The sequence below is a fragment of the Kitasatospora sp. NPDC056783 genome (assembly GCF_042789895.1).
Lineage (GTDB): Bacteria > Actinomycetota > Actinomycetes > Streptomycetales > Streptomycetaceae > Kitasatospora.
Genome location: NZ_JBHUAF010000007.1, coordinates 39,023 through 65,094, shown reverse-complemented (window position 1 = coordinate 65,094; position 26,072 = coordinate 39,023). Strand labels below are relative to the sequence as shown.

At 74.5% G+C, this 26,072-nt stretch carries 17 protein-coding genes; 2 read left to right on the top strand and 15 right to left on the bottom strand.

Annotated features, from left to right (window positions below; genetic code table 11):
* From ACFRMQ_RS02770 to ACFRMQ_RS02760, 3 genes are all read right to left on the bottom strand, one after another.
* The coding region (locus ACFRMQ_RS02770) for an amino acid adenylation domain-containing protein (protein WP_380726163.1) at positions 1-5,953 on the bottom strand (5,953 nt) is incomplete at its 3' end.
* A 259-nt stretch (positions 5,954-6,212) separates the two neighbouring features.
* The gene (locus ACFRMQ_RS02765; protein ID WP_380726161.1) at positions 6,213-6,428 is read right to left on the bottom strand and encodes an MbtH family protein; all 216 of its coding nucleotides are present in this window, start codon (positions 6,426-6,428) and stop codon (positions 6,213-6,215) included.
* A gap of 393 nt (positions 6,429-6,821) precedes the next feature.
* On the bottom strand, positions 6,822-8,153 hold the full coding sequence (locus ACFRMQ_RS02760; RefSeq protein ID WP_380726159.1) for an IS256 family transposase: 1,332 nt from the start codon (positions 8,151-8,153) through the stop codon (positions 6,822-6,824).
* Positions 8,154-8,484: 331 nt separating this feature from the next.
* On the opposite strand from ACFRMQ_RS02760, the gene ACFRMQ_RS02755 reads away from it, so the two are divergent.
* The gene (locus ACFRMQ_RS02755) at positions 8,485-9,468 is read left to right on the top strand and encodes a LuxR C-terminal-related transcriptional regulator (RefSeq protein ID WP_380726157.1); all 984 of its coding nucleotides are present in this window, start codon (positions 8,485-8,487) and stop codon (positions 9,466-9,468) included.
* Between the two features lie 27 nt (positions 9,469-9,495).
* Here the strand turns inward: ACFRMQ_RS02755 and ACFRMQ_RS02750 are convergent, their stop codons facing one another.
* Positions 9,496-10,818: a helix-turn-helix domain-containing protein gene (locus ACFRMQ_RS02750; RefSeq protein ID WP_380726155.1), complete on the bottom strand. Its 1,323-nt coding sequence runs from the start codon at positions 10,816-10,818 to the stop codon at positions 9,496-9,498.
* A 133-nt stretch (positions 10,819-10,951) separates the two neighbouring features.
* Positions 10,952-11,740: a hypothetical protein gene (locus ACFRMQ_RS02745; RefSeq protein WP_380726153.1), complete on the bottom strand. Its 789-nt coding sequence runs from the start codon at positions 11,738-11,740 to the stop codon at positions 10,952-10,954.
* Between the two features lie 312 nt (positions 11,741-12,052).
* On the opposite strand from ACFRMQ_RS02745, the gene ACFRMQ_RS02740 reads away from it, so the two are divergent.
* Positions 12,053-12,466, top strand: coding sequence for an ArsR/SmtB family transcription factor (locus tag ACFRMQ_RS02740; protein WP_380726151.1), 414 nt, complete (start codon positions 12,053-12,055; stop codon positions 12,464-12,466).
* An 88-nt stretch (positions 12,467-12,554) separates the two neighbouring features.
* On the opposite strand, the gene ACFRMQ_RS02735 is transcribed toward ACFRMQ_RS02740, so the two are convergent.
* From ACFRMQ_RS02735 to ACFRMQ_RS02690, 10 genes are all read right to left on the bottom strand, one after another.
* Positions 12,555-13,931, bottom strand: a complete 1,377-nt coding sequence (locus tag ACFRMQ_RS02735; RefSeq protein WP_380726149.1) for a nitrate/sulfonate/bicarbonate ABC transporter ATP-binding protein — start codon at positions 13,929-13,931, stop codon at positions 12,555-12,557.
* A gap of 14 nt (positions 13,932-13,945) precedes the next feature.
* Positions 13,946-15,724: an ABC transporter permease gene (locus ACFRMQ_RS02730; RefSeq protein ID WP_380726147.1), complete on the bottom strand. Its 1,779-nt coding sequence runs from the start codon at positions 15,722-15,724 to the stop codon at positions 13,946-13,948.
* Between the two features lie 135 nt (positions 15,725-15,859).
* Positions 15,860-16,369: a hypothetical protein gene (locus ACFRMQ_RS02725; RefSeq protein ID WP_380726145.1), complete on the bottom strand. Its 510-nt coding sequence runs from the start codon at positions 16,367-16,369 to the stop codon at positions 15,860-15,862.
* A gap of 101 nt (positions 16,370-16,470) precedes the next feature.
* Positions 16,471-16,860, bottom strand: coding sequence for a winged helix-turn-helix domain-containing protein (locus ACFRMQ_RS02720; RefSeq protein WP_380726143.1), 390 nt, complete (start codon positions 16,858-16,860; stop codon positions 16,471-16,473).
* 100 nt (positions 16,861-16,960) lie between these two features.
* Positions 16,961-17,233, bottom strand: a complete 273-nt coding sequence (locus ACFRMQ_RS02715; RefSeq protein WP_380726141.1) for a hypothetical protein — start codon at positions 17,231-17,233, stop codon at positions 16,961-16,963.
* A 110-nt stretch (positions 17,234-17,343) separates the two neighbouring features.
* Complete coding sequence (locus ACFRMQ_RS02710) at positions 17,344-18,993, bottom strand: NRAMP family divalent metal transporter (protein ID WP_380726139.1); 1,650 nt, start codon at positions 18,991-18,993, stop codon at positions 17,344-17,346.
* Positions 18,994-19,475: 482 nt separating this feature from the next.
* Complete coding sequence (locus ACFRMQ_RS02705) at positions 19,476-21,806, bottom strand: FdhF/YdeP family oxidoreductase (protein WP_380726137.1); 2,331 nt, start codon at positions 21,804-21,806, stop codon at positions 19,476-19,478.
* A gap of 128 nt (positions 21,807-21,934) precedes the next feature.
* Complete coding sequence (fdhD, locus tag ACFRMQ_RS02700) at positions 21,935-22,816, bottom strand: formate dehydrogenase accessory sulfurtransferase FdhD (RefSeq protein WP_380726135.1); 882 nt, start codon at positions 22,814-22,816, stop codon at positions 21,935-21,937.
* Between the two features lie 141 nt (positions 22,817-22,957).
* Entirely contained in the window at positions 22,958-23,440 is a 483-nt protein-coding gene (locus tag ACFRMQ_RS02695) for a GreA/GreB family elongation factor (RefSeq protein ID WP_380726133.1), read from the bottom strand.
* Positions 23,441-23,577: 137 nt separating this feature from the next.
* Positions 23,578-25,728 carry a UvrD-helicase domain-containing protein gene (locus tag ACFRMQ_RS02690; RefSeq protein WP_380726131.1) on the bottom strand — a complete coding sequence of 717 codons (2,151 nt, stop codon included), beginning with the start codon at positions 25,726-25,728 and terminating at the stop codon, positions 23,578-23,580.
* Positions 25,729-26,072 lie beyond the last annotated feature (344 nt).

Below are 26,072 nucleotides of genomic sequence, written 5' to 3'. Positions count from 1 at the left end.
GCCCACCTCCTTGCCCGCCTTCGGGCAGGAGGGGCCCACCTCCTTGCCCGCCTTCGGGCAGGAGGGGCCCACCGCCTTGCCCGCCGCCGGGCAGGAGGGGCCCACCTCCTTGCCCGCCTTCGGGCAGGAGGGGCCCATCGCCGGGTGCGCCGAAGGGGCAGGCCACGAAGCGCTCGGCGGTCAGGCCGGGCCGGCCGACGTAACCGCGGGCCAGGCCGGAGCCGCCGATGTACAGCTCGCCGGTCACCCCGGCCGGTACCGGGCGCAGCCCGGCGTCCAGCACGTACAGCAGGGTGTTGGGCAGCGGTCGGCCGATCGGTACGACGTCGGGCACCTCGGCGGCCGAGGTCATCGGGAAGCGGGTCGCGAAGGTGGTGGTCTCGGTCGGCCCGTAGACGTTGAACAGCCGCAGTCCGGGGCAGGTGTCCAGCACCCGCCGCATGGCGGCCGGCGAGGCGATGTCGCCGCCCGTCCACAGCTCGCGCAGCCCGGCGAAGGTCTCCGGGGCCTCGGCGGCCAGCACGTTGAACAGGCCGACGCTGATGAAGGCGGCGGTGCTCCGCCCGTGGCCGACCACCCCGGCCAGCTCGGCGATCCCGAGCCGGCCGGCCGGGGCGATCACCAGTCGGCCACCGGAGAGCAGAGGGGTCCAGATCTCGTAGGTGGAGGCGTCGAAGGCGGAGGGCGCGTGCACCGGCAGCCGTTCGTGGCCGCCGCCGGTGAACTGCCCGCCGAGCGCCAGGTCCACCACCGAGCGGTGGGTGATGCCGATCCCCTTGGGCCTTCCGGTGGAGCCGGAGGTGTGCATCACGTACGCCAACTGCTCGGCGTGCGAGGGAAGTCCGAGGTTCTCGGGGTGCTCGCCGGCGTACGGGGCGAGCACCGTCAGCCCGGCCAGCGCGGGGTGCGCGCGGTGAGCCTCGTCGGCCAGCACCAGGGTGGCCCCGGCGTCGGCGAGGACGGTGCGCAGCCGGTCGGCCGGCTGGGCGTCGTCCAGCGGCACGTAGTGGCCGCCGGCCTTCAGCACCGCGAGGATCGCGACCACCTGGGCGGCGGAGCGGTCGATCAGCAGCGCGACCGGCGTTTCCCGGGCGACTCCGGCCCCGACCAGCCGGCGGGCCAGCGCGTTGGCGCGGGCGTTGAGCTCCGCGTAGCTCAGCTCGGCGTCCTCGGCGGTCAGCGCGGGCGCCTGCGGGGTGGCGGCGGCCCGCGCCTCGAACAGCTCGGGCAGCGAGCCCGGCGGGACCGGGGCGAGGGTGCCGCTCCAGCCGAGCAGCCCGGCGCGCTCGGCGGGGGTCACGACCTCGACGGTGCCGACGAGTTCGGCCGGATCGGCGGTGATCCGCGCCAGCAGGGCGAGGAAGCGGTCCAGCAGGGTGCGGGCCTCCTCGGTGGTGAAGGCGTCCGGCTGGTGGTCCAGGCGCAGCTGGAGGCCGTCCCCGGGAGTGAGCGCCAGCACCAGCGGGTAGTGCGCGCTGTCGACGTCCTCGACCAGGGTGACCCGGGTGGCGCCGCTCGGGTCCGCGCCGTCCAGGGCGGACGGGTCGGGGTAGTTGGCGTACACCGTGACGGTGTCGAACAGGCTTCCCATGCCCGCGAGCCGCTGGATCTCGGTGAGGCCGAGGTGCTGGTGGTCCAGCAGCGCGGACTGCTCGTGCTGGAGGCGCAGCAGCAGTTGCCCCCAGCTCTCCGCCGGGTCCAGGCGCACCCGTACCGGCACGGTGTTGATGAGCAGGCCGATCATCCGCTCCACGCCCGGCAGGTCGTGCGGACGCCCGGAGACGGTGGTGCCGAAGAGCACGTCCTCGCGTCCGGTGAGCCGGGCCAGCAGCACCCCCCAGGCCGCCTGGACCAGGGTGTTGAGGGTGACGCCGTAGCGGCGGGCGGTGCGGGTGAGGGCCTCGGTGGCCTCCGGGGTGAGCCCGCCGTGCCGGCGCAGCGGCAGCCGGGGGGTGGCGGTGGAACGGCCGGGGGCGAGCAGGGTCGGCTCGTCGGCGCCGGCCAGGGCCCGGGTCCAGGCGGCGCGGGCGGCCGCGTCGTCGCGGAGGGTGAGCCGGCGCAGGTACGCGCGGTACGGGACGGCCGGGGCCATCGGCCGCTCGAAGTACAGGTCCCACAGCTCCTCGGCGAACAGCGGGGTGGACCAGCCGTCCAGCAGGATGTGGTGCGCGGCGGCGATCAGCCGGTGGCGCCCGGGGGCGAGCCTGAGCAGGGTGTAGCGCAGCAGCGGAGGCCGGGCGAGGTCGAAGCGGCGCCCGTACTCGGAGGCGGCGATCCGGGCGGCCGCCGCCTCCGGGTCGGCCTGGTCGGTCAAGTCGACGACGGTGAAGGGGAGTCCGACGGTGTCCGGGACGACCTGCACGGGCGGGCCGTCGGGCCGCTGGTGGAAGGCGGCCTTGAGGTTCGGGTGGCGCGACAGCAGCGCCTCGGCGGCGACGTGCAGCCGGCCGGCGTCCAGCGGGCCGGTGACGTCGAAGGTGCAGACGGCGGTGTAGACGTCGTCGCCCTCGGCGTCGTACGCCGCGTGGAAGGCCATGCCCTGCTGGAGCGGCGAGGTCGGCCAGACGTCCACCAGGGCGGCGGGGGCGTGGAGTTCGGCGATCCGGTCCAGCTCGGGCCAGCCGATCGCGACCAGCGGGAAGTCGGAGGGGGTGTGCCCGCCGGCGCCGGGCCGCCCGGCGTGCTCGGCGAGCGCCCGCAGCGCGGTGAACCAGTCCTCGGCGAGGGCGCGCACGCGCTCCTCGTCGAGCAGTTCCGTGGCCCAGGACCACTGGGCGACCAGCAGCGGGCCCTGCGGGGTGTCGACCGTGGTGGCGTCCAGGCCGAGCACCCGGGCGAGCGCGAGGCCGTCCGCGGCGCCCTCGGTGATCGCCTCGGCCCCGGCGAGCACGTCGTCCGCGGTGACGCCCTCGGGCTGGAAGCGGCCCAGGTAGTTGAACTCGATCTGGGGCTCGGCGTGGCCGTCGAACGCGGCGGCGGTGGCCGGGTTGAGGTGGCGCAGCAGGCCGTAGCCGATGCCGTTGTCCGGGACGGCGCGCAGCTGCTCCTTCACCCGGCCGAGGGCGCGGCCGAGTTCGGGCCCGGCGGCGGTGACCTCGGACCAGGGCAGGGCCCCGGGAGCGAGCCGGACGGGGTGGACCGAGGTGAACCAGCCGGCGGTGCGGTGCAGGTCGACGCCCTCGACGATCTCCTCCCGGCCGTGGCCCTCGACGCTGACCAGCACGGCGCCCTCGGGTCCGGTGGTCTCCGGGCCGCGCCAGTGGCCGAGGGCCAGTGACAGCGCGGTCAGCAGCACGTCGTTGACCTGGGCGTGGTACGCGGCGGTGACCTCGGTCAGCAGCGCCCGGGTGGTCCCGGCGGGCAGCACCAGCCGCAGGACGCCCTCGGTGGCGTAGGTGTCCCGCGCCGGGTCGAGCGGCCGGTCGCCGAGCAACGGGTCCGGGGTGGCCAGGGTGGCCCGCCACAGCGGGAGTTCGGCCGTCCGGCGGTCGGTGCGGGCCTCGGCGGTGAGCCGCTCGGCCCAGCGGCGGAACGAGGTGGGCACCGGCGCGAGGTCGACGGCGCGGCCCGCGCGCAGGGCGGCCAGCGCGGCGAGCAGGTCCTCCTCGACGACGCGCCAGGTGACGCCGTCCACCACCAGGTGGTGGATCACCAGCAGGAGCCGGCCGGGCCGGTCCGGGCCGTCGTCGAAGCGGACGGCCTGGAGCATCCGGCCGTCCTCGGGCGAGAGGCGGTCGCGCGCGGCCTCGGTCGCGGTGCGCAGCGCCTCCCCGGTGGCCGGTCCGGTGACGCCGCGCAGCACGCTCCCCGCGGGGACCGCGCCGGGCGCGGGGACGTGCAGAGTCCAGGGGCGTTCGGCGAGCGGGGAGGTGCGGGCGCGCAGGACGTCGTGGTGGTCCAGCAGGGCCTGGAGGGCGGTGGCCAGCTGGTGGTCGCCGGTGCCCGCGGGGAGGGTGAGCAGTGTGGCCTGGTAGAAGCTCTCGACGGCGCCGTGCTGCGCGGCCAGCCAGTGCACGATCGGTGTCGGCGGCACCTCGCCGAGGCCGGCCCCGGCGGGCTCGACGGCGACCGGCCCCTCCAGCGGGCGGGCGATCCGGGCCAGTGCCTCGACGGTCGGGGCGTCGAAGACCTCGCGCGGGGTGAGCCGCAGTCCGGCCTGCCGGGCCCGGGACACCAGTTGGATGGCCACGATGGAGTCGCCGCCGAGCTCGAAGAACGAGTCGGTGACGCCGACCCTCGGCAGGCCCAGCACCTCGGCGAACAGGCGGCCGAGGGTGTGCTCCGTCTCCCCGGCGGGGGCCCGGCCGCCGTCGTCGGCGGCGCCGAGGACCGGCGCGGGCAGGGCGCGTCTGTCCACCTTGTCGCTGGGCGTGAGCGGCATCCGGTCGAGCACCACCACGACCGGCACCATGTGGTCAGGCAGCCGCTCGGCGCAGTGCGCGCGCAGCTCGGCCGGGTCGGCGGGGCCGACGGTGTAGCCGACCAGCCGGCGCTCGCCCGGGCGGTCCTCGCGCAGCAGTACCACGGCCTGGCGGACCCCGGGGTGGGCGGAGAGGGTCCGCTCGATCTCGCCGAGTTCGATCCGGAAGCCGCGGATCTTCACCTGGTCGTCGGCCCGGCCGGCGAACTCCAGCTGCCCGTCCGGCCGTTGGCGGCCGAGGTCGCCGGTGCGGTACATCAGGGCGCCGGGCTCTCCGAAGGGACAGGCGACGAAGCGCTCGGCGGTCAGGGCGGGGCGGCCGAGGTAGCCGCGGGCCAGCTGCGGCCCGGAGAGGTACAGCTCGCCCACGGTGCCCGGCTCGACCGGGCGCAGCCGCTCGTCCAGCAGGTGGACGCGCACGTCCTGGAAGGGGCGGCCGATCGGGGGCTGCTCGGTGCCGGTGAGCGGCTCGCTCAGGGTCACGCTGACGGTGGCCTCGGTCGGCCCGTAGCTGTTGAACATCGGCCGGTCGCGGCCGAGGCGGGCGGCCAGCTCGCGCGGGACGGCCTCGCCGCCGCTGACCAGGGTGCGCAGGGAGGGCAGCGGGATGTCGGGCAGGGTGGCCGCCATCGCCGGGGCGAGGTCGGCGTGGGTGACGCCGTACCGGTCGATCAGGGCGGCCAGCGCCTCGCCGACCAGCTCGCTCTGCTCGCGGGGCAGGACGAGCGCGGCGCCGGTGGTGAGCGTCGCGGCCAGGTCGGAGACCGAGACGTCGAAGCTGAGCGAGGAGGCCTGGAGCACCCGGCTGCCGGGGCCGACCCCGGTGGCGGCGACCTGGGTGGCGATCATGCCGGGCAGCCCGGTGTGGGTGACGGCCACGCCCTTGGGCACGCCGGTGGAGCCCGAGGTGTAGATGACGTACGCGGTGTTCGGCGCGCTCAGCGGCCGCACCCGCTCGGCGGCGGTGAACGGGGTGCCGGACCGGGCGGCGAGCGCGGCGAGGTGCTCGGCGGAGTCGAGCAGCAGCCGGGGGGCACCGGTGTCGGGCAGCCGACCGGCGGCCTCGGCGGTGGTGAGCACCAGGGCGGCGCGGGAGTCGGCCAGCATGTGGCGCAGCCGCTCGGCCGGGTAGGCCGGATCGGCGGGCAGCCAGGCGGCGCCGGTCTTGGCGACGGCCAGGATCGCGGCGATCGCCTCGGGGGACTTCGGCAGGGCCAGCGCGACGACGTCCTCGGCGCCCAGGCCGCGGGCCGCCAGCAGCCGGGCCAGCCGGTTGGCGCGGGCGTCCAGCTCGGCGTAGCTGAGGGTGGCGCCCTCGGCGTACAGCGCGGGGGCGTCCGGGGTGCGGGCGACCTGGGCGTCGACCAGGTCGGCGAGGGTCGGACGGGTGTCCCGCGCGGCCGTCGCGGTGATCGGCGCGGGGTCCGTCGCGTCGGCCGGGGTGGTGGTCGGCGCGGCGGGGACGGGGGCGGGGGCGTCGGCCGGGGCGGACGGTCGCTGCTCGGCTCCGCGCGTGTGCTGGACCCCGGACATGTGGCTCTCTCCCTCGTGCGGCCGGCTCCCGCGGTGGCGGCTACGGCCGGCTGGTTCGATGTACGCGCGTAGACGTCGGCCTGGGAGGGCTTCGACGGCATGACGGTGCGACCGCGCGGCGAAGGGTTGCCGCGGCGGTGTGGTGAGGCGGTGTCAGCGGTCCGGTGGGTCGGTGGACCGCCGGTGTCGGCGGTTCGGCGGGTCAGCGGGTCAGCGTTCCGGCGGGTCGGTCGACCGGAGGTGTCAGTGCTCGCAGGTGTCAGTGCTCGGAGGACAGGTGCGCGATCAGGCTCTTCGGGCGCAGGTCCTGCCAGTTCCGCTCGACGAAGTCCAGGCAGTCCTGCCGTCCGGCGGTGCCGAAGACCTGCTGCCAGCCGGCGGGCACCGGGCTGAAGGCGGGCCAGAGCGAGTGCTGGCCCTCGTCGTTCACCAGGACGAGGTAGTCGGCCTCGGGGTCCTCGAACGGGTTCGTCATCGTCGGTTTCCTCTCTGCGCGGGGCCGTGCGGGGCAGTGCGGGGCAGTGCGGGAAGGGGCGAGCGGGGCGGTCGGCGGCCGGCGCGCGTTACCGGCCCCAGCCGGAGTCCAGGGAGGGCTGCGCGTCGGCGGTCGGCGGAACGGCGCGTACTCCGAGCGTCTTGTGGACGTGAAGGGCAAGGCTTGGCATCTCGGAGTCCTCTTCCTGGAAGGGCGGTCTGCCCTCTTCGCTCTGGGACGCATCCTGCCGAAGGCCCAAACGCAGGTGGAAGCTCTGGCTCTGATCGTGAACACGCAATGCGTGAACCGGAAGCCTGGTCAGATCGTGTCAAAAGAGCACAGACATGAACCTAATCGCACCCGGTGCTGTCAGATCAGTGGTGGGAGCCCGGCTCAGGGGCGGTCGCCGGGCTCGGTGGTCGCCGCCCGGCTCAGCGGAGCCGACGAGCCCCGGCGCAGCTCCTCCCGGACGGCGGGCCAGTCCGCGACGCCCGGCTGTCCCGCCCCGGCGGGCGACTCCAGGGCGAGCGTCGCCAGGTAGGCGCGCTTGAGCGCGGCCCGCTCGTCCCGCACCCGGCCGGCCGACTGCTCGATCCGGCGCAGCCGGGCGTGCAGCCGTTCCAGCGCGCCCCCGCCCGTCAGCAGGCGCCGCGCCTCGGGGCCGAAGCGGAAACCGGGGGCCAGCAGCGGCCAGGCCGACCGCCAGACCCGGAACACCTCGCGGTGGCCCGGCCCCCACTCCCGTTCGGCCCGGGACAGTCGCTCCAGCGCCGCCTCCTCGGTGGGCGCCGTACAGGTCTCGCGCAGCGCCCGGGAGAGCGCGCCCCAGTCCTCGCCGGGCGCGTGCCGCAGCGCGGAGTGCAGCAGCTGGGCCACCGAGCCGTGCACCACCGCGCACGGCCACTGCCCGGCCGCCGCCTCGGCCAGTACCGCGCCGGTGCCGCCGACCAGCACCCAGACCTCCCGCACCCCGCGCTCGGCGAGCCCGGCCAGCACCCGCGGCCACTGCTCCCCGTCCGCGGCCGGCCACAGCCCCAGCACCTCGCGCCGGCCCTCGACCGAGACCCCGAGCGCCAGGTGCACCAGCGGCCCGCCCGAGCGGCCGCCGCGCACCGAGTCGACGAAGACCACCGGGTAGACCGGGTCGAGCCGCCGTCCGCGCCGCTCGGCGAGTTCGTCGAGCACCTGGTCGGTGATGGCCGAGACGGTCTCCCGGCTGAGTTCCACGCCGTACACCTCGGCCAGGTGCGCCACCAGTTCGCCCGAGCTGAGGCCGCGCGCGGTCAGCGAGATCACCAGCCGGTCGAGTCCGGGCAGCCGGCGGGTCCGGGGGAGGACGGCCCTGGGGGAGAAGCTGCCCTCGCGGTCCCGGGGCACCCGCACCTCGACCGGTCCGATCTCGGTGAGCATCCGTCTGGTCCGCGCGCCGTTACGGCCGTTGGCCCCGGCCCCGGCGCCGGTGCCGGTGCCGTCGCTGTCGCCCGCGGTCATGGGTGGGCCGGGCGCGGGAACGGAGTTCCGCAGGTGCTCCTGGAGTTCGAGTTCCAGGGCGCCCTCGATCAGCTGCTTGGCGAAGGCCTGGAGCAGCCCGCCCTCGCCCAGCAGCCGTACCGCGCCGGAGCCGACCTGGGCGGCGGCGGCCTCCGCCAGCTGTCGTACCAGGCGCTGGTCCACCAGACCGGCGAGGGCGTCGGAGGGTGACGCGGGGTCGGAATCAGCTCGCACGTGGGGGTGCCTCCCTGTAGGCCGTGCCATCCGCCGGGAGCCGCTCCGGACGTGTGACGGGGAGCCGGGTGCGATGCGCCGGCGATCCCCGGTCACCGGTGCCGGGTACGGCCGGCCCGCGACCGTGACCACCGGCTCCCCCGTCTCCGTGCTCGCCTGACTACCGTCAGCCGATGATTTCCGCGACCGTTGGGCGTACACTCACCGCAGTCGGAGCCAGGGGGGCGGCTTTCGAACGGTAGTCGCTCCTCATCTTGCCGGTTCTGATGCCTGGTGGTGGCCGGTACGGGCATTCGTGAAGCCGCAATGCCGAAGCCGGAAGGATGCCCAGATGTGCCCAAGCCAGGACAACAGTGGCGAAACGGGAGGCCCGCAGCTCTGCGACCGGGGCATCGACTTCTACCGGACGGCGCTGGCCGAGGGCGAAGCGCGGGGAGAGGCCCCCGAGTGCCTGCTGGCGATGGGCCTGCTGCGACCGCTGCCCGGCTCCGGCGACCGGCTGGCCCCCGTCCCGCCCGACATCGCCGCCGCCGGTCTGACCCGGCCGCTCGAACTCGCCGTCCTGGCCCACCAGGAGCGGCTCGCCGCGCTGCAGAGCTCCTTCCACGCCGCCGATCACGCCTACCGGGACGTCATGCGGCGGGCCAAGCTGCCGATCCGGGTGCTGGCCCACGACGAGATCAGTCCCGCGCTGGAGAAGGCCGTCGCCGCCTGCACCGAGGAACTGCTCACCGCCCAGCCCGGCGGCGGCCGCGCCCCCGACCAACTGGCCGACGCGCTCCCGCGCGACCTCGCCCTGGCCGGCCGCGGCGTACGTCAGCGCACCCTCTACCAGCACACCGTGCGCTCGCACGGTCCGACGCTGGCCTACATCGAACAGGTCACCGCCCAGGGCGCCCAGGTGCGCACCCTGAACGAGGTCTTCGACCGGGTGATCATCTGCGACCGCTCCACCGCCTTCATCCCGGCCGGCGCCGACCGCGAGGCCGCGGCGATGCTCATCCAACTCCCGCCCCTGGTCGAGTACCTGCTCAAGATCTTCGAGCTGATGTGGGAGCGCGCCGAGCCCGTCACCTACCAGCCCGGCCACCACCGGCCCCGCCTGCTGACCGCCCGCACCCGCCAGAACGTCCTGCGCCTGATGGTCAACGGCTACACCGACGAGGCCATCGCCACCCGCCTCGGCATGAGCACCCGCACCGTCTCCAGCCACATCCAGAAGGCCAGCGAGCTCCTCGGCAGCCGCAGCCGCGGCCACCTCGGCTACATCATCGCCCGCCAGGGCATCCTCGACGAACCCCTCGACGACCTCTGACACCTCCCGCGGGCCGGGCCCGGCGGCTCAGCCCGTGTCGCCGTCCGGGGCCCAGGTGGTGCCGTTGTGGGAGTAGGCGGGGGCGCCGTGGCGGCCGACGGTGCGGAAGGGCTGGTGGTCGCCGGCGTCGACGCGCAGGGTGCCCTTCTGGGTGCCGTCGGACCAGACCAGTTCGAGGAACCAGCTGACGTCCTGGGAACGGGTGGTGGCGTCCACGTCGATCACCTGCGGGTCGCTGTTGGTGATCTTGTAGGGGAAGTTCGTGGTGCCGGTCCGGCGTTCGCCCTCCTTGCCCGGGACGGGGACGGCGCGCGGGGCGGGTGAGTCGAGGTCGACCGCGAAGGAGGCCGGGGTGAGGCCGCCGCCGCAGCCGGTGCCGGGTGTGTAGGCGTTCCACTTGGGGGCGGGCCGGGTGCTGACCACCTGCACGTACATGGCGTTCAGCACGACGGTGTCGGCGCTCGCGCCCTGGGCGGTCAGTTCGATCCGCAGGTGCCCGGCCGGGACCATCCGCTGGGAGGCGGCCCAGCCGTCGACCCGGCTGGAGGGCGGCGGGGGCAGGGTGACCTGCGAGGGGGCGCGGGCGGACAGGAACCACTGGTCGCAGGGGCTGCCCCAGTTGTTGTTGAGGACGGTGACGTGGAAGGGGGCGGGGACCTCTTCGGGGCTCGCCGAGGCGGTCGCGGACGGGGTGTCGGCGGTGGTGGGAGCGGTGCTGGTGGGAGCCGTGGTGGTGGGAGCGGTGGCGGGGTCCGCCGGGGCGGGCGGAGTCGGGGTGCCGACGGACGTGGTGCCGGCGGCGGGGGCGGGGGCCGCGTTCAGGGGGGTGGCGGAGGGCATCGCGCCGGGGTTCGCGGCGCCGCCGGCGTCGCGCAGGGCGAAGACCGAGACCACGGTGGCCAGCGCGGCCACGGCGGCCGCGCTCAGCAGCACCCGGGTGCGGCGGCGCGGTGTGGCGGGCGGGGGAGCGGAGTGCACGGTCGTCACCTCCTCTTCCGGTGCGGGGCCGGCGGACAGCGGGGCGGGCACGGGTGCCGGCTCGGGCACGGGCGCCGACTCGGCGACGCCCGGGGCGGCCGGGGTGTTCGCCGGGGCGGTCTCCCGGCGGCGGGCCGCGTCGGCCAGGATCCAGCGGCGGTGCAGGCTGACCAGTTCCTCGTCGCTCGCCCCGCAGACCCGCGCCAGCCGCTCCACCGGAGCGTACTCGGCCGGCACGGCGGCGCCGTTGCAGTAGCGGTGCAGGGTCGAGGTGCTGACGTGCAGCCGGGTGGCCAGGGCGCCGTAACTGCGCCCGGAACGCTCCTTCAGTTCGCGCAGCGCCGCCGCGAACTCCTCGGTCTCCACGCTCATGTGCTGGCCTTCCCCCACCCCGGCCTGGCCCGGGATGCCGTCGATGTGCGGATCACCGTACCGGCAGACCCGGGAGGGGCCCGGAGCAGGGGGAGCGTGGAGCGGGAGGGACGAGGGGGCGAGGGAGGGCGGGTCAGCTCTTGCCGGCCTGCTCCATCGACGAGGCGGCGCCCTCGACGGTCTCCCGGTACAGGCCGAGCTTGGGCTGCTTGCCCACCTTCGCGCCGGCGCCGAGCGGGAAGTCGTGGGTGTAGGCGTTGGGCATCTGGTCGTCGGCCAGGACGTTCAGCTCGTCCCAGTCGCGCGGGACGCCGCTGCCGGGGTTGAGGTCGATCACCGCGTAGGCGCTCTTGCCGGGCGCCAGGGCGTAGGACGGCGGGCCGCCCAGCCCGCCCGGGACCAGCGGCGCGACGTTGTCGCCCCGATCGGCGGCGTCCGCCTTGCCGATGACGACGAGCGGGTAGTAGCTCAGGCCGCAGTAGGTGCTGCCCGGGTTGTGCACCTCGATCACCCGCTGGTCGGGCGCCCCGGCCCGGGTGCTCACCTTGACCGTCACGACGTCGCCCTTGCAGGAGTGGGTGTAGGCGTACGCCTCATCGCCCCCGGCCGCGCCCCCGCCGCCCGTGGCCGGGGCGACGGGGTTCTTGGGGCGGGCGGAGCCGGTGGCGGCGGGCGCGGCACCGGCGGGCGTCTTGGTGGCCGGGGCGCCGGCGGACGGCTGGGCCGCGGCTGCCGCGGGTGCGGCGGTGCCGGACGCGGCGGGGGCCCCGGCGGCGGGTGCGGTGGTCTGGGCGGGCTTCGCGGGCTGGGCCGCCTCCCCGCTGTCGGGCCCGCAAGCCGTCAGGGTGAGGGCGGCGCCCAGGGCGAGGGCGGCCGGGGCGAACAGGGCGCGGCGGGCGGTCACGGAGCGGAGAGCGGACATGGAGGTTCCCCCGTCATGGATGTGGGTGAAGGACTGGACCGGGCGGCGGGCCGTCGGCGCCGACCGCTGGGCAGCACTCTGGTCCGTCGGTTGGCCGGTCCGCCAGGCCTGTCGGCCAAGGCGGGACGCTGGAACGGTTCCACCTCCTCTGACCTGTGGTTTCGCACCCGCCTGGAACGGCCTTCAGGGACGTTCCAGGGCCGCCGGGAGCCGTCCGGCGCCGCCCCGGACGCCGGTCGTGGGTGTCTCCGTCCGGCCGGAACCGCCGCCGGGGGCGGGGTGGGCCCGACCGGCGTCGGTACGATCGGGGGCATGGGTGGTGCGGAGGAACAGGCCTGGGACTCGGAGGCGGCGGAGCGGGCCGTGGCGGTGCTCAAGGCGGTGGCGGACCCCTCGCGGTACCGGCTGCTGTGGGCGCTGACCCGGCGGGAGCTGCCGGTGAGCGAGCTGGCCGAGCTGCTGGGGGCGCACGTGGCGGCGACCTCGCAGCACCTGGCGAAGCTGCGGGCGGCCGGACTGGTGGTGGCGCGCCGGGAGGGGACGCGGATCTTCTACCGGGCCACCGAGGTGCGCGGGCTGCTCACCGAGGCCGCGCTGATCGCCCACGACCTGCCGGCCCGCCGCGACGGCGGTGACGACGACGGCGCGGCGCCGGCCGGCGCGACCGCGACACAGCCCTTCGCCCGCGCGGTCCGGGCGGTGCGGCGGCGCCCGGCGACGGGCTGATCCCGGCCGCCGCGGGCTGACGCGGGCCGAGCCGGGCTGAATCCGGCCGAGCCGTCACCGCCCCGGTGCCTCCGCTCCGGTGCTCCGGTCAGTGCTCCAGCCGGTACTCCTGCCGGTCGGCGTCGTACGCGAACAGCCCGGCGTAGCGCCCCCAGTCGGTCGCGGTCTCCAGCTGCCGGTCGGTCTGCTCGACGGTGTAGTGACGGCCGAGCAGGTCGCGCAGGAAGCCGGTGCGCACGGTGGCGCCGGGCCGGCCGCCGAGGCTGTTGGCGATCAGTTTGACCAGCGGGACCTCCAGGGCCGCCGCGGCGAAGACGGCCCGGGCGTCCTGCCCGTCGGCCCCGGTGTAGGCGGCGCCGGCCTCGGTGAGCAGCAGGTCGTCCCCGTGGACCTCGGCGAAGCCGAGCAGGTCGAGGGCGTCGATCTGGGGGAGCAGGTCGTCGATGTCCAGGCCGAGTTCGTCGGCGAGCCCGGCCAGGTCGCAGCGCCCGCCCCGGTGGGCGACCGTCTCGGCGAGGCCGGTGAGTCCGTCGACACCGGCGGTGGGCAGCGGGGCGCTGGCGACGGTACGGCGTTCGGGGCCGGGATCGGGGTCGGCGCGGCCGGGGCCCCGGGTGTCCTTGGGGCGGCCCGTCATGATCCGGTACACCCGGTCCACCAGCTCGTCGAAGGCGGCGCAGTCGCGGTCGCGCGGCCGTTCCAGGCCGACCTCGACGGTCTCCTGGATGATCCCGTACGGGCGGGCGCCGAGGACCACGATGCGGTCGGCCATCAGTACGGCCTCCTCGATGTTGTGGGTGACCAGGACGACGGCCCGGGTGGGGAACTGGCCGGACTCCCACAGCTCCATCAGCTCGCCGCGCAGGTTCTCGGCGGTGAGCACGTCGAGCGCGGAGAACGGCTCGTCCATCATCAGCACGTCCGGTTCGACGACCAGGGCCCGGGCGAAGCCGACCCGCTGGCGCATGCCGCCGGAGAGCTCCTTGGGGTAGGCGGACTCGAAGCCGGCCAGGCCGATCAGGTCGATGGCCTGGGAGGCGGCCAGGGCGCGTTCGCGGGGCGGCACCCCGCGGGCCTCCAGGCCGAGCTCGACGTTCTGCCGGACGGTCAGCCAGGGCAGCAGCGCGAAGGTCTGGAAGACCAGCGCGGTGCCGGGGTTGGCGCCGGCGAGCGGGGTGCCGCGGTAGCGGACGGTGCCGGAGGTGGGCGGGATGAGGCCGGCCAGGCAGCGCAGCAGGGTGGACTTGCCGGAGCCGGAGCGCCCGAGCAGCGCGACGACCTCGCCGGACCGCACGGTGAGGTCGATGCCGGAGAGCACCGGCAGCTCGCCGGCGGCCCCGGCGTACGCCTTGGTCAGGCCGATGGTCTCCATCAGCACCTCGTCGCCGCCCGCGACGACGGGGTCCGGGGCGGTCCCGGGTGCGGGGCCGGGCCGGGCGGCGCGGGAGCGGAAGGGGAAGCGCATCGGCGGACTCCGGACTACAGCGAGTAGCGGCGCTCGGCCAGCCGGTACAGCCGGCGCCAGAGCAGACGGTTGAGGGCGACGACGTACAGGCTCATCACCGCGACCCCGGCGAGCAGGCGCGGGTGGTCGCCGTGCTCGGCGGCCCGGGCGATGTACGCGCCGAGGCCGGTCGCGGTCAGCGTGGTGCCGCCGAAGGTGACCACCTCGGCGACGATGGAGGCGTTCCAGGCGCCGCCGGAGGCGGTGATGCCGCCGGTGACGTACGCGGGGAAGATGCCGGGGACGATCAGCCGCCGCCAGCGCTGCCGGCCGCGCACGCCGAGGTCGTCCATCGCCTCGCGCAGGTCGGCGGGGACGGCCATGGCACCGGCGATGGCGTTGAACAGGATGTACCACTGGGAGCCGAGCGCCATCAGCAGAATGCCGCCGAGGTCGATCGACACCCCGGTGCGCAGCAGCAGCCAGACGGCGAGCGGGAAGAGGAAGTTGGCCGGGAAGCCGGCCAGCACCTGGACGACGGGCTGGGCGATCCTGGTCAGCCGGGGAGAGAAGCCGATCTTCACGCCGATCGGCACCCAGACCACGGTGGCCACCGCGACCAGCACCACCACCCGGGCGGCGGTGGCGAGGCCGAGCAGCAGCGGCTCGCCGAAGACGCCGAGGCCGGTGCGGTCGGAGAGGTAGCGGCCGAGGTCGACGAGGCCCCAGAGCACGATGCCGCCGGAGACGAGCGCGAAGGCCACGTCCCCGGCCCGCCGCCGGGCGGGGTGGGCGGCCGGGCGGCGGTCGGCGGTGCCGAACACCCGGCCGGCGGTGCCGAACACCCGCCCGGCCCGGTTCAGGGCCCGTCCGGCGGGGCGCAGCGCCCGGCCGAGCGCGGCGGGCAGGTGGGAGCGGCGCAGCAGGTCCAGTACGACCGAGCGCTGGACCTCGGTGGCCTCGGACTGCTCGTTCTTGAACCGTTCGGCCCAGGCGGTGAGCGGCCGCCAGAACAGGAAGTTGACGCCGATCACCAGCACCACCATGGTGGCGATCGCCCAGCCGACCCGGCCGAGGTCCCCGGCGGCGATGGCGGCACCCGCGTACGAGCCGACCCCGGGCAGCGCGTACCGCTGGTCGTCCACGGTGATCGCCTCGGACGCGACCAGGAAGAACCAGCCGCCGCCGAAGCCGAGCATGCCGTTCCAGACCAGGCCGATCATGCCCGAGGGCAGTTCGACCTTCCAGAACCGCGTCCACCGGCTGAACCCGAACGAGCGCGACAGCTCGTCGAGTTCGGGGGGCAGCGAGACCAGCGCCTGGTAGAAGGCGAAGGTCATGTTCCAGGCCTGGGAGGTGAAGATCGCGAACACGGCCGCGCACTCCAGACCGAGCATCGAGCCGGGGAACAGGGCGAGGAAGCCGGAGACGGCGACGCTCAGGAAGGCGAGCACCGGCACCGACTGGAGGATGTCCAGCGCCGGGATCAGCACCCGCTCCAGCCGGCGGCTGCGGGCGGCGGCGTAGGCGTAGCAGAAGGTGAAGACGACCGAGACGGCGAGCGCGGCGAACATCCGCAGCAGCGAGCGCACCGCGTCGTACGGCAGCCGGGCGGGGTCGGTGTCGACGGCCGCGTCCCGGGCCGTGGAGAAGCGCAGGGTGCCGCCCTGGCCGAGGCGCAGCGCGAGGTAGAGCAGCACCAGGACGGCGGCCGCGACGACCAGGTCCACCCACACCCGGCCGCCCAGACGGCTCGCCGCCCGGGCGGGCAGCGGGCCCCGGGACAGGGCCGGGGCGGACTTCGGCAGGGTCATGGCGGTACCTCCGGCGCAAACCCGGGCAGTCTGCTCCCTCGGTACGTCCGTACGCAAACCCGTCCCGCCGGGGATACCGGCCGGGGTACTGACGGTGGTATTGACGGGGGTGCCGACAGGGTACCGCCAGGGGTGTCACCCCGCCGGGCCGGTCGGTGTGGACGGGTCGGTCCGGGCGGACGGTCCGGCCGGGTGGTGCCGCCGGGCCGCGGTGACCAGCAGCCGGGCGGTTCGGGTGGGCAGGTCCAGCTGCCGGGCGATCCACTGCGGGTCGTGCCCGTGGGTGGCGAACACCCAGGCGGTGTACAGCCGGTTCAGGCCGGGCGCGCCGGGGGAGAGCAGCAGCGGTCGGACCTGTTCCATCGGGAAGCCGTCCAGTGAGCGGGCGCTGAACCACTGGGCGTCCCCGCCCAGCCGCCCGGCGCCGGCCGGTGCCGCGGCCGCGCCCGCCCGCCGTCGGCTGGTGGCCAGCAACAGGGCGAGCAGCAGCCCGGCGACCGAGGCGCCGATGAACGTGCCGGACAGGAAGAGCCGCAGTGGGTCGGGCGCGAGGCCGATGGCGAGGCCCTCGATGGTGATCAGCAGTAGGACGCCGCACAGCGCGGTCCCTCTGCCGGTCCTGGGGAACAGGGCGGTTCGGGTCATCGCGGGGTCCTCCTTCGATGGTCGTCGTGCTTTCCGGGGGGTCTTCCGGGAGGTTTTCCGGGGGTTCTTCCGGGGGCTTTCCGGGAGTGGTGAGGCAGCGGTCAGGAGGCCCGGACCAGCCGGGGGTCGTACTTGTAGCCGATCTGGCGGACGGTGGCGATCGCCTCCCGGTGCCCGGGGCCGAGCTTGCGCCGGATGCGGGCGATGTGGGTGGCGATGGTGCGGGAGTCGCCGGTGTCCGGGCGGCCCCAGACGTTCTCCATCAGCTGGCGCCGGGAGTGCACCCGCAGCGGGTTGCCGACCAGGTGGGCGAGCAGCTCGAACTCCAGGTACGGCATGGTGACCTGACGGCCCTCGACGGTGACGGTGCGCTGGTCGGTGTCCACCACCAGGCCGGGCGCGGGGGCCGGCCGCGGGGCCGGGCGGCGGGCCGGGGCGGGCGCGGGGTGGTCCGAGAAGAGGGCGTCGAGCCTGGGGTAGCGCAGGGCCATGGCGGAAGGACTCCTTCGGGGTCTGGTCGGACGGGAACGCGGCCGGACGGGCGTGCCGGCGGTTCGGTGCGGTGGCCGGGTGGTGCGGTGGCCGGACCGCTCAGCGGCCGGGGTGCCAGGTGGCTTCCAGCCGGGCGGTCCCGTCCGGCGCGGTGACGGTCCGCCAGCGGGCCCGCAGCCCGCCGGTGCCCCGGCCCGCCGTCCCGTTCGCCGTCCCGTCCGCCGGGCCCGCGGACGGCGCCGGGACGGCCCGGAGAACGGTGTTGTCCAGCGGGCTCGCCGCCAGGCGCCGGCCGACGGCGGCGAGGGTGGAGCGAAGTCGGCCCCGGTCGGTGGTCGGACGGGTGGGCTGGAAAGCGGCGACGATGGTCATGGCAGGTCACCTCCGTGACAGGACGGCGGACAGGGATGCGCGCGGTGGGCCGGGAGGGGCCCAGGGGGTGCCCGGGCGGGCCGGGGTGGCCCGAGGGCACCCGGGCGGGATCAGTGGTTCAGCGCGGTCTGGACGATCTTGACGATGACCATGACCATCGCGATCAGCAGGTAGGCGCGCAGCGCGCCCATGCCGATCTTGCGGGCGGTGGAGAGCACCGGCTTGTCGAGGGTCTCCAGCGGGGGCATCCGCCAGTTCTCCCGGCCGGTGCGGTCGATGGGGTCCTCCTTGGTGCCCCGGCGCCCGAAGGTGAAGAAGTACCCGGCGACGAGCACCCCCGCGATGCCGCAGCCGGCCATGATCCACAGGATCGCCTCGGAGCTGATGTCCGGCCAGACCACGGCGGCGGTGAGGATCAGCGAGAGCATGACCAGGGCGCCGACCACGGCTGAGGTGAAGGCGTTGGTCTTGGGGCCGTTGACCCAGGGGCCGAGGACGGCCTTGTCGTTGCAGAGCAGCAGCAGGAAGACGGTCGCGGAGGGCAGCAGCACCCCGGCCAGCACCTGGACGAACTGGGTCATCAGGCCCTGGGTGTAGTCGGTGGAGAGCAGCGTGATCGCCGCCGCCGCGACCACCAGGCCCGCGTAGATCCCGTAGAAGCCCTTCGCGCCCTTCACGCCCCGGTGCAGCGAGTGCTTGATGCCGAACACGTCACCGATCGCGTAAGCGGTGGACAGGGACACCGCGAAGGCGCCGATGATGGATGCGTCCAGCAGCGCGATGGCGAACAGCACACCGGCCAGGTGGCCGGCCTTGTCCTCGATGCCCCGGGCGACTGCGGCGGCGTCGGAGAACTGGCCGAAGCCGTCGGTGCCGGCGAAGGCGGCGGCGGTGAAGCCCATCATGGCGGCGGCGCCGACGATCACCACGACGATGCCGATCCAGAGGTCGACCTTCTCGTACGTCATGAAGCGCGGGGTGATCCGCTTGTCGATGACGTAGGACTGCTGGAAGAACAGCTGCCAGGGGGCGACGGTGGTGCCGACGATGGAGATGATCACCAGCATCACGGCGGCGAGCTGCCCGGAACCGCCCGGCATGCTCGGGACGGTGAAGTCGTGGGCCATCTGCGAGGTCTTCGGGTGGACCATGAAGTAGATCGGGACCAGCAGCAGCGAGCCTATGCACAGGGTGACGGCGACGCGCTCGAAGCGCTGGAAGGAGCCGGTGAAGGCCGAGGCGATGATGATTCCGGCCGCCAGCACCACCGAGGCGACCTTCGGCAGGCCCAGGTACCCGGCCGCCAGCGTGACCCCGATGAACTCGGTGACCAGCGTCAGCGCGTTCAGCAGGAACAGGTCGATCACGCTGAACGCGCCCCAGAACCTGCCGAACCGCTCCAGGATCAGCCGGGCGTGCCCGACCCCGGTGACGGCGCCCAGGCGCAGCACCATCTCCTGGTTGACGTAGAGCACCGGGACGAGCATCAGCAGCGTCCACAGCAGCTGGGTGCCGTAGTTCTGCCCGGCCTGCCCGTAGGTGGAGAAGGCGCCGGCGTCGTTGTCGCCGACCATCACGATCAGGCCGGGGCCGACGATCGCGAGCAGGGTCTTCAGTCTCGCCGACAGGCCGTGGCGAGGAGTGGTGTCGTCGAGCCGGATGGTGCCGAGCGCGCCCTTGATGTCGCCGACGTGCGCGTCGTCGAGGACGGCCGAACGCGGCTCGGGCATCGTGGAGTCGAGAGTGGCGTGAGTGGTCATGACGTTCCCTCCCTGGCCCCGGACAGGCGGGGCGGGTCGGAGGCAGGCGGCGGCGTTCCCTGCGTGGGTGCGGGCACGGCGCATCGGCGCGCGGCGGTGCGGCCCGGACGAAGGCGTGCGGGCACGGTGAAGTCGCGTGCGGACGTGGCGTGTTGGGCCTGACGTGTCGCCACATGTCGTGACGGATCGTCAGGAGATCGCGCAGGGAGGTGTGTTACCGCGTGCCGGAGGTGTACGAGGGCATGCGGGGGTAGGGGCAACTGTGGCCCGGACTACTGCAATCCATGTCTCTCGCCTCCTCCCGGCCGGCGCACCCCGTGGTGCGTGTCATCGACGCGGCAAGGAGTGCACCGGCCCGCGCAACGCGACCGCCGGCTCACCCCAACTCGTCAGAGCTTATCCCCGTCGGAGGCCCATACTTGCGTACTTGGTAGAACCTTTACCTTCTGGAGGGCCTTTCGTGGACACCGGCCCGGGGTCGTCTAGGAAGCCCTGGTGACGGTCACCTTCAGGTGCTTCATGATCGGCTGGTCGCTCTGGGTGCTGTAGTCGCCGATCGCGCACAGCACGTTCAGCTCCGGCATGTACCCGGCCGCGCAGCCGCGCGGGATGTCGTACGGGACGGCGAGGTAGCCGTGCACCGAGCGGGTGCTGCCGTCCCGGGCGGTGCTGGTCACGTCCACCCGGTCGAACTCGGCCAGGCCGCGCTCGCGCATGTCGTCCCGGTTCATGAACACCAGGGTCCGCAGGTTCCGCACGCCCCGGTAGCGGTCGTCGTCCGAATAGATGGTGGTGTTCCACTGGTCGTGCGAGCGCATCGTGCCCAGCGCCAGGGTGCCGGGCGCGGGGACGACGTCGGGCAGGGCGGCCGTGGAGAACTCGGCCCGGCCGGAAGGAGTGGCGAAGACCAGCTCGCGGGCCGGCTGCCTGATCCGGAAGCCCAGCGGCAGCCGCACCCGGCGGTTGAAGTCCTCGAAGCCGTCCAGCACCCGGGCCATGGTGTCGCGGATCCGGTCGTAGTCCTCGATGTACCACTCCCACGGGGTGGGGCTGTCCGGCAGCGCCGCGCGGGCGATCCCGGCGACGATCGCCGGCTCGGAGAGCAGGTGCGGCGAGGCGGGCCGCTTCATGCCGACCGACAGGTGCACCATGCTCATCGAGTCCTCGACCGAGGTGGACTGCACCCCGGCCCGCTGGTGGTCCTTCTCGGTCCGCCCCAGGCACGGCAGGATCAGCGCCCGCCGCCCGTGCACCAGGTGGCTGCGGTTCAGCTTGGTGCTCACCTGGACGGTCAACTCGCAGGATTCCAGGGCCTGGTGGGTGTACGGGGTGTCCGGCGCGGCGAGCGCGAAGTTGCCGCCCATGCCGACGAACACCGTGATGTCGCCGCGCCGCATCGCCTCGATCGTGCCGACGGTGTCCAGCCCGTGCTCCCTCGGCGGCTCGATCCCGCACACCTCGGCGAGCCGGTCCAGGAACGCGGCGGCCGGCCGGTGGTCGATGCCGCAGGTGCGGTTGCCCTGGACGTTGCTGTGCCCGCGCACCGGGGAGGGCCCGGCCCCCTCGCGGCCCAGGTTGCCGCGCAGCAGCAGGAGGTTGACGATCTCCCGGACGGTGTCGACCCCGTGCTCGTGCTGGGTGACGCCCAGGCACCAGCTGAAGATCGAGCGGTCGGCCTCCCGGTAGACCCGCGCCGCCTTCAGGACGTCGGCCCGGTCCAGCCCGCTCTGGCGCTCGATCTCCGCCCAGGGCGTGGCCGCGCAGAGGTCCCGGTAGGCCTCGAAGCCGGCGGTGTGGCGGTCGATGAACAGCCGGTCCAGCGCCCGTTCGTCGGTCGCGGACTGCTCCAGGATCGCCTTGGCCATGCCGCGCAGCAGCGCCATGTCGCCGCCGATCCGCGGCTGGAGGTTCAGGGTGCTGGTGCGGGTGGCCCGGTTCAGCGCCATGTCGGTGAAGTCGTGCGGGATGATCGTCCGGGTCGCCGCCGCCTCGACCAGCGGGTTGACGTGCACGATCCGCGCGCCGCGCTTGTACGCCTCGGCGAGCGAGGTGAGCATCCGGGGCGCGTTGGAGGCCGCGTTGACACCCAGGATGAACAGCGCGTCGGTGACCTCCCAGTCCTTGAGGTCGACCGTCCCCTTCCCGGTGCCGAGCGCGGCCCGAAGGGCCCGGCCGCTCGCCTCGTGGCACATGTTGGAGCAGTCGGGCAGGTTGTTGGTGCCCAGCTCGCGGGCCAGCAGCTGGTAGAGGAAGGTCGCCTCGTTGCCGAGCCGGCCCGAGGTGTAGAAGGCGGCCCGGTCCGGGTCGTCCAGCTCGCGCAGGGCTTCGCCGACCAGCGTGAAGGCGTCCTTCCAGCTGATCGGGACGTAGTGGTCGGTGGCCGGGTCGTAGACCATCGGCTCGGTGAGCCGGCCCTGGTCCTCCAGGGCGAAGTCGCTCCATCCGGACAGCTCGGTCACCGAGTGGGCGGCGAAGAACTCCCGGCCGACCCGCTTGCGGGTCATCTCCCAGGTGACGTGCTTGATGCCGTTCTCGCAGATGTCCAGGTGCAGGCCCTTGGTGTCGTCGGGCCAGGCGCAGCCGGGGCAGTCGAAGCCGCCGTCCTCGTGGTTCATCCGCATGACCGCGCGCGGCCCGTCCAGGTACGCGCCCTCGCGCACCAGGAAACGGGTGACGCTCTTGGCGGCGCCCCAGCCGGCGGCCGGGTGGTGGTACGGCCGGACGCCGGGCGGGCCGGAGGGGGAGGGGGCGGCCTTCGCCTCCGGCCGCCGCTCCTGCGGGGTGGCGGTCGCTTCGTCGTCGGAGGTGCTCACGGCAGTCGCCTTCCGTCGCGCGGGAGGGCGCACGGGGTCGGACACCCGGCGTCGGGGTCGAGGCTACGTCGGGCGGTCGTGGCTCGCGCGTCGAGCGGGCGGGGCGGCGGGGGCGGCGGGGGCGTCCGCTACCAGGCCTCGGCCCCGGACCCGGCCCCGGCGGCGTCCGCGGCGGTCTCGGTCCGGTCGGTGTCGACACGGTCGGTGCGGGTGTAGACGTTCATCGAGTCGCCGCGCAGGAAGCCGACCAGGGTCAGCCCGGTCTCCTCGGCCAGCTCCACGGCCAGCGAGGACGGCGCGGAGACCGCCGCGAGCACCGGGACGCCCGCCATCACGGCCTTCTGCACCAGCTCGAAGGAGGCCCGGCCGCTGACCATCAGCACGGTGCCGCGGGCCGGCAGCAGGCCCTCGCGCAGCGCGTGGCCGACCACCTTGTCCACGGCGTTGTGCCGGCCCACGTCCTCGCGCAGGCACAGCAGCCGCCCGTCGGCGTCGAACAGCCCGGCCGCGTGCAGGCCGCCGGTGCTCTCGAAGACCTTCTGGGCGGCGCGCAGCCGCTCGGGCAGCGCGGAGAGCAGGGCGGGGGTGACGCGCAGCCCGTCCCCGGCGACGCTCCACGGCGCGGTGGTGCGCACCGCGTCCAGGCTGGCCTTGCCGCACAGGCCGCAGGAGGAGGTGGTGTAGAAGTTGCGCTCCAGCGAGGCGTCGGGGGCGGGCACGCCGGGGGCGAGCAGGACGTCCACCACGTTGTAGGTGTTGCCGCCGTCGGCGGTGGCGCCGGCGCAGTAGCGGATGCCGGCCACCTGCTCGGCGGCGTGCACCACGCCCTCGCTGACCAGGAAGCCGGCCGCCAGGTCGAAGTCGCTGCCGGGGGTGCGCATGGTCACCGTCAACGGGCGGCCGCCGACCCGGATCTCCATCGGTTCCTCGGCCGCCAGGGTGTCGGGGCGGTACGAGGGCGTGCCCTGCCGCAGGCGCAGCACTCTGCGGGGAACGGTCACTCGGCCCATGGTCGTCGGCTCCTCGGTGGGGGGCGGTCCGGTCGTCCTTACGTTCGCACGTTCGCGCGCCCGTACGGACTCCACGGGTCAATCCTCGCCCGTCCGAGGGGGCGGTCCAAGGTCCGAAGGAGCGGGCCCGCCCTCCGTGGCCTACCCCCGGGGCCCCACCGACAGCACCAGCGCGCTGGCCGCCCCGGCCGGGGTGTCGTAGTTCACCGTCTCCCCGGGGTGCCGTCCGAGCAGTGCCTTCCCGAGCGGACTGTCGAAGGTCACCAGGGTGAGGTCCCGTTCCTCCGCCTCCTCCGAGATCTCGACGGTCTCCTCCGCCCCGTCGTCGAACCGCACGGTCACCGTCGAGCCGACCCCCACCACACGCGTCGACGGCTCCCCCGCGGCCTCGGCCTCGCGCAGCCGCCCCTCCAATTCGGCGATCCGCCGGTCCAGCCGCGTCACCTCCGACGCCCGCTGCAACTCGTCCGCCGCGTCCGCGCGGTCCCCGACCGGATCCACCCCCCGCAACGTCGCGGTCACCTTCTCCCGATCCGCCCGCAACCGCGCCAACTCCTCGCGCACCGCCCGCAGGCCCTCGGCACTGATCGGTTCCGGCCCACCGCTCATCCCAAGCTGGCTCATCCCAAGCTCCCGGGGCTGCTGGTCGCACACTCGAACACCGGCCGCCTCCCATTACCCCACCGCACCGGGGCGGCGGCAACTTCCGGCCCGGCCCGGCCCGGCCCGGCCCCGCCCCGCCCGGCCCGGTGGGCCGCGGGCTAGCGGGCGGGCGACCGCTCCGGGACGACCGGTTCGAGGAAGACGCTGGGCGTGCCGTGCCAGGAGACGGCGAGGGCTTCGCGGGCCCGGGTGCAGGCCACGAAGAGCAGGCTCAGCTCGCCGTCCAGGTCCTCGCGGTGCTGCAGCGGGTCGGTGTCCTCCGGGGTGATCGCGCTGGGATTGGGCAGCAGCCCGGCGCTGACGCCCGCCACGGCGACGCAGCGGAACTCCAGTCCCTTCATCCGGTGCATGGTGCCGATCCGCACGCCGGGGGAGGGGGCGCCGCCGAGCACGTGGGCCGGTGTCCCGCTCCGCGCCAGGGCCTCGGCGATGTCGCGGCCGAACCTGGCGGTCCGCACGGCGACCCCGATGTCCTCGGAGCTGACGCCGGAGGCGGTCCACTCCTGGACGCGGGTGACGAGGGCCCGGATCTCCTCGGCCTGGTCGAGGTGGCCGCGGACCTCGGGATGGGCGCCGTGCAGGGTGGAGTGGTAGCCGGCCAGCGACTCCTCCCCGCCGTCCATGTCGTCCGGGCGCTCGCCGGTCAGCAGGGACGCGGACCAGCTGAGGATCTCCTGCGTCGTCCGGTAGTTGACGCGCAGCCGGAAGGAGCGGCCGACCACCTGGATGCCGAGCGAGCGCAGTGAGACCTTGTTCCCGTATATCCGCTGGTGCGGGTCGCCGGCGAGGAAGAGGTCGTCCGGCCCGGTGGCCACCAGGGCGCGCAGGAAGCGCCACTGGACGGGGTGCAGGTCCTGGGCCTCGTCGATCACCACGTGCCGGAACGGACGTTCGGCGGCGTCGTCGAGCGCCCGTGCGGCCCTCGCGCAGACCTGGAGGGAGGTCAGCTCCCCGGCCTGGCGCAGTTCCTCCTCGAACTCGGCCACCACGCGCCACAGTTCGGCCCGCTCCTGGGTGCCGAGGGCCTTGCCCCGGCCGGACCGCGGTGCCTTCAGGTACTGCTCCGGGCTCTCGATCGCCTGGGCCAGGACGACCTGTCGCCACTCCTGGTCGAGGAACAGGTCGGTGAACCCGGTGCCGAGCCGGCGGGCGACTCGTCCCCAGCGGGCGAGGACGGCGCGCTGCTGGAAGAGGACCTTCGACGGCGCTCCGGCGCGGGAACGCCGGAGGACCTCGTCGGCCAGCGCGTCGACGGTCACCACCCGGACCTTCGCCCGGATCCGCCGGTCCGTGACGAGCAGGGCGAGGCAGCGTTCCAGCTCCGCGGCGAGGTCGCCGGAGAAGGTGGTCAGCAGAATCGATCCGTCAGGTGCGGCGGCGGGCAGCCGGCGAGCCAGGTGATAGGCCCGGTGCAGGGCCACCACCGTCTTCCCCGTCCCCGGACCACCGGTGACCCGGGCCGGTCCGCTGTAGGACTCCCGGTAGGCGACCCGGTACTGGGCCGGGTGCAGGAAGATCCGCCAGGCGTCGAAGGGGCGCTCCAGGATCTCCAGCAGCTCGTCGGGGCCGGACACCAGGGCGACCCGGCCGCGCGCCCGGGCCATCGCCGAGACCAGGCCGTCCGCGGGCTCCTCGACGCTCACGGGGGCGGCCGCCCTGGCGTACGCCCGGACGATCTCCCGGTCGATCTCGGCCGGTTCCATCCCGCTCGCCAGGCCGATCAGGACGTCGAACTGCTGCTCCGGCAACACCCGGTGGAGCGCTTCCAGATGGGCCTCGTCGGGGAGCAGCCGGATGATCGGCAGGATCTCCTCGTCGACGCCCAGGCTGCGCAGCACCTTGTCGGAGCGGTCGGCGAACAGCCGCCGGGGTTCGTCGGCGGCCAGGGCCTTCAGCGACCGGGAGGCCCGCTCCAGCGCGACGTCGTTGCGGATCTCGACGCCCTGGGTGGCGGCGTTGACCGAGGCCCGGTGCTTGACGGCCCAGTCGTTGGCCTTGTCGTGCGGAAGGACCTTCAGCAGGAGGTAGCCGTCACCCTGGTCGGCCTTGAGGACGACCCCGCGCCAGAAGTCGGTGATCCTGATGGTCCGGATCCGGGGGTCCCGCTGGTTGGTGAGCTTCTCCAGGTGCACGCCGGTGTGGGTGGCCTCGGTGAACTTCTCGAAGGTCTCGAAGACCCGGCGTTGCACCGGCTTCTCCAGCGCCGCGAACTCCATCAGGAAGTCCCGGTGCATGCCCAGCGTCGCCACCCCGGCCCCCTCGCGCGCCCGTGCCCGTCCGTCCGACCGGGCCGTGCGCTTCACTGTACTGGCCCCGATGATCACTCCTGGCACGTACGGACGGCCGCCGTGCGCTTCGCGGCACCGGGGCCCGTTCGGCGATCCGCAGAGCGATCGGGAAGCGCCGGGCCCGGGAGCGCCGGCCGCCCCGTCGAGGAACGCGATCTCCCGCGCCCGCGTGCTTCCCCTTCGGCCGGTCGCGTGCGGAGCTGCGGGCCCGGCACCGGCGGACAGCGAACGGGAGTCGTGCGACCGCTGGACCGGTCGGGCGTGCATTGACGCGGAGCCGGGCCGGTTTGTACGGTGTGTAGCCA

Excerpts from the sequence above, each read along its gene's own strand:
- ACFRMQ_RS02730 (WP_380726147.1), bottom strand. The coding sequence starts at position 15,724 with ATGACCCTGCCGAAGTCCGCCCCGGCCCTGTCCCGGGGCCCGCTGCCC.
- fdhD (WP_380726135.1), bottom strand. The coding sequence starts at position 22,816 with ATGGGCCGAGTGACCGTTCCCCGCAGAGTGCTGCGCCTGCGGCAGGGC.
- ACFRMQ_RS02750 (WP_380726155.1), bottom strand. The coding sequence starts at position 10,818 with ATGAGCGTGGAGACCGAGGAGTTCGCGGCGGCGCTGCGCGAACTGAAG.
- ACFRMQ_RS02755 (WP_380726157.1), top strand. The coding sequence starts at position 8,485 with ATGTGCCCAAGCCAGGACAACAGTGGCGAAACGGGAGGCCCGCAGCTC.
- ACFRMQ_RS02740 (WP_380726151.1), top strand. The coding sequence starts at position 12,053 with ATGGGTGGTGCGGAGGAACAGGCCTGGGACTCGGAGGCGGCGGAGCGG.
- ACFRMQ_RS02720 (WP_380726143.1), bottom strand. The coding sequence starts at position 16,860 with ATGGCCCTGCGCTACCCCAGGCTCGACGCCCTCTTCTCGGACCACCCC.
- ACFRMQ_RS02715 (WP_380726141.1), bottom strand. The coding sequence starts at position 17,233 with ATGACCATCGTCGCCGCTTTCCAGCCCACCCGTCCGACCACCGACCGG.
- ACFRMQ_RS02695 (WP_380726133.1), bottom strand. The coding sequence starts at position 23,440 with ATGAGCCAGCTTGGGATGAGCGGTGGGCCGGAACCGATCAGTGCCGAG.
- ACFRMQ_RS02710 (WP_380726139.1), bottom strand. The coding sequence starts at position 18,993 with ATGACCACTCACGCCACTCTCGACTCCACGATGCCCGAGCCGCGTTCG.
- ACFRMQ_RS02735 (WP_380726149.1), bottom strand. The coding sequence starts at position 13,931 with ATGCGCTTCCCCTTCCGCTCCCGCGCCGCCCGGCCCGGCCCCGCACCC.
- ACFRMQ_RS02745 (WP_380726153.1), bottom strand. The coding sequence starts at position 11,740 with ATGTCCGCTCTCCGCTCCGTGACCGCCCGCCGCGCCCTGTTCGCCCCG.
- ACFRMQ_RS02765 (WP_380726161.1), bottom strand. The coding sequence starts at position 6,428 with ATGACGAACCCGTTCGAGGACCCCGAGGCCGACTACCTCGTCCTGGTG.
- ACFRMQ_RS02725 (WP_380726145.1), bottom strand. The coding sequence starts at position 16,369 with ATGACCCGAACCGCCCTGTTCCCCAGGACCGGCAGAGGGACCGCGCTG.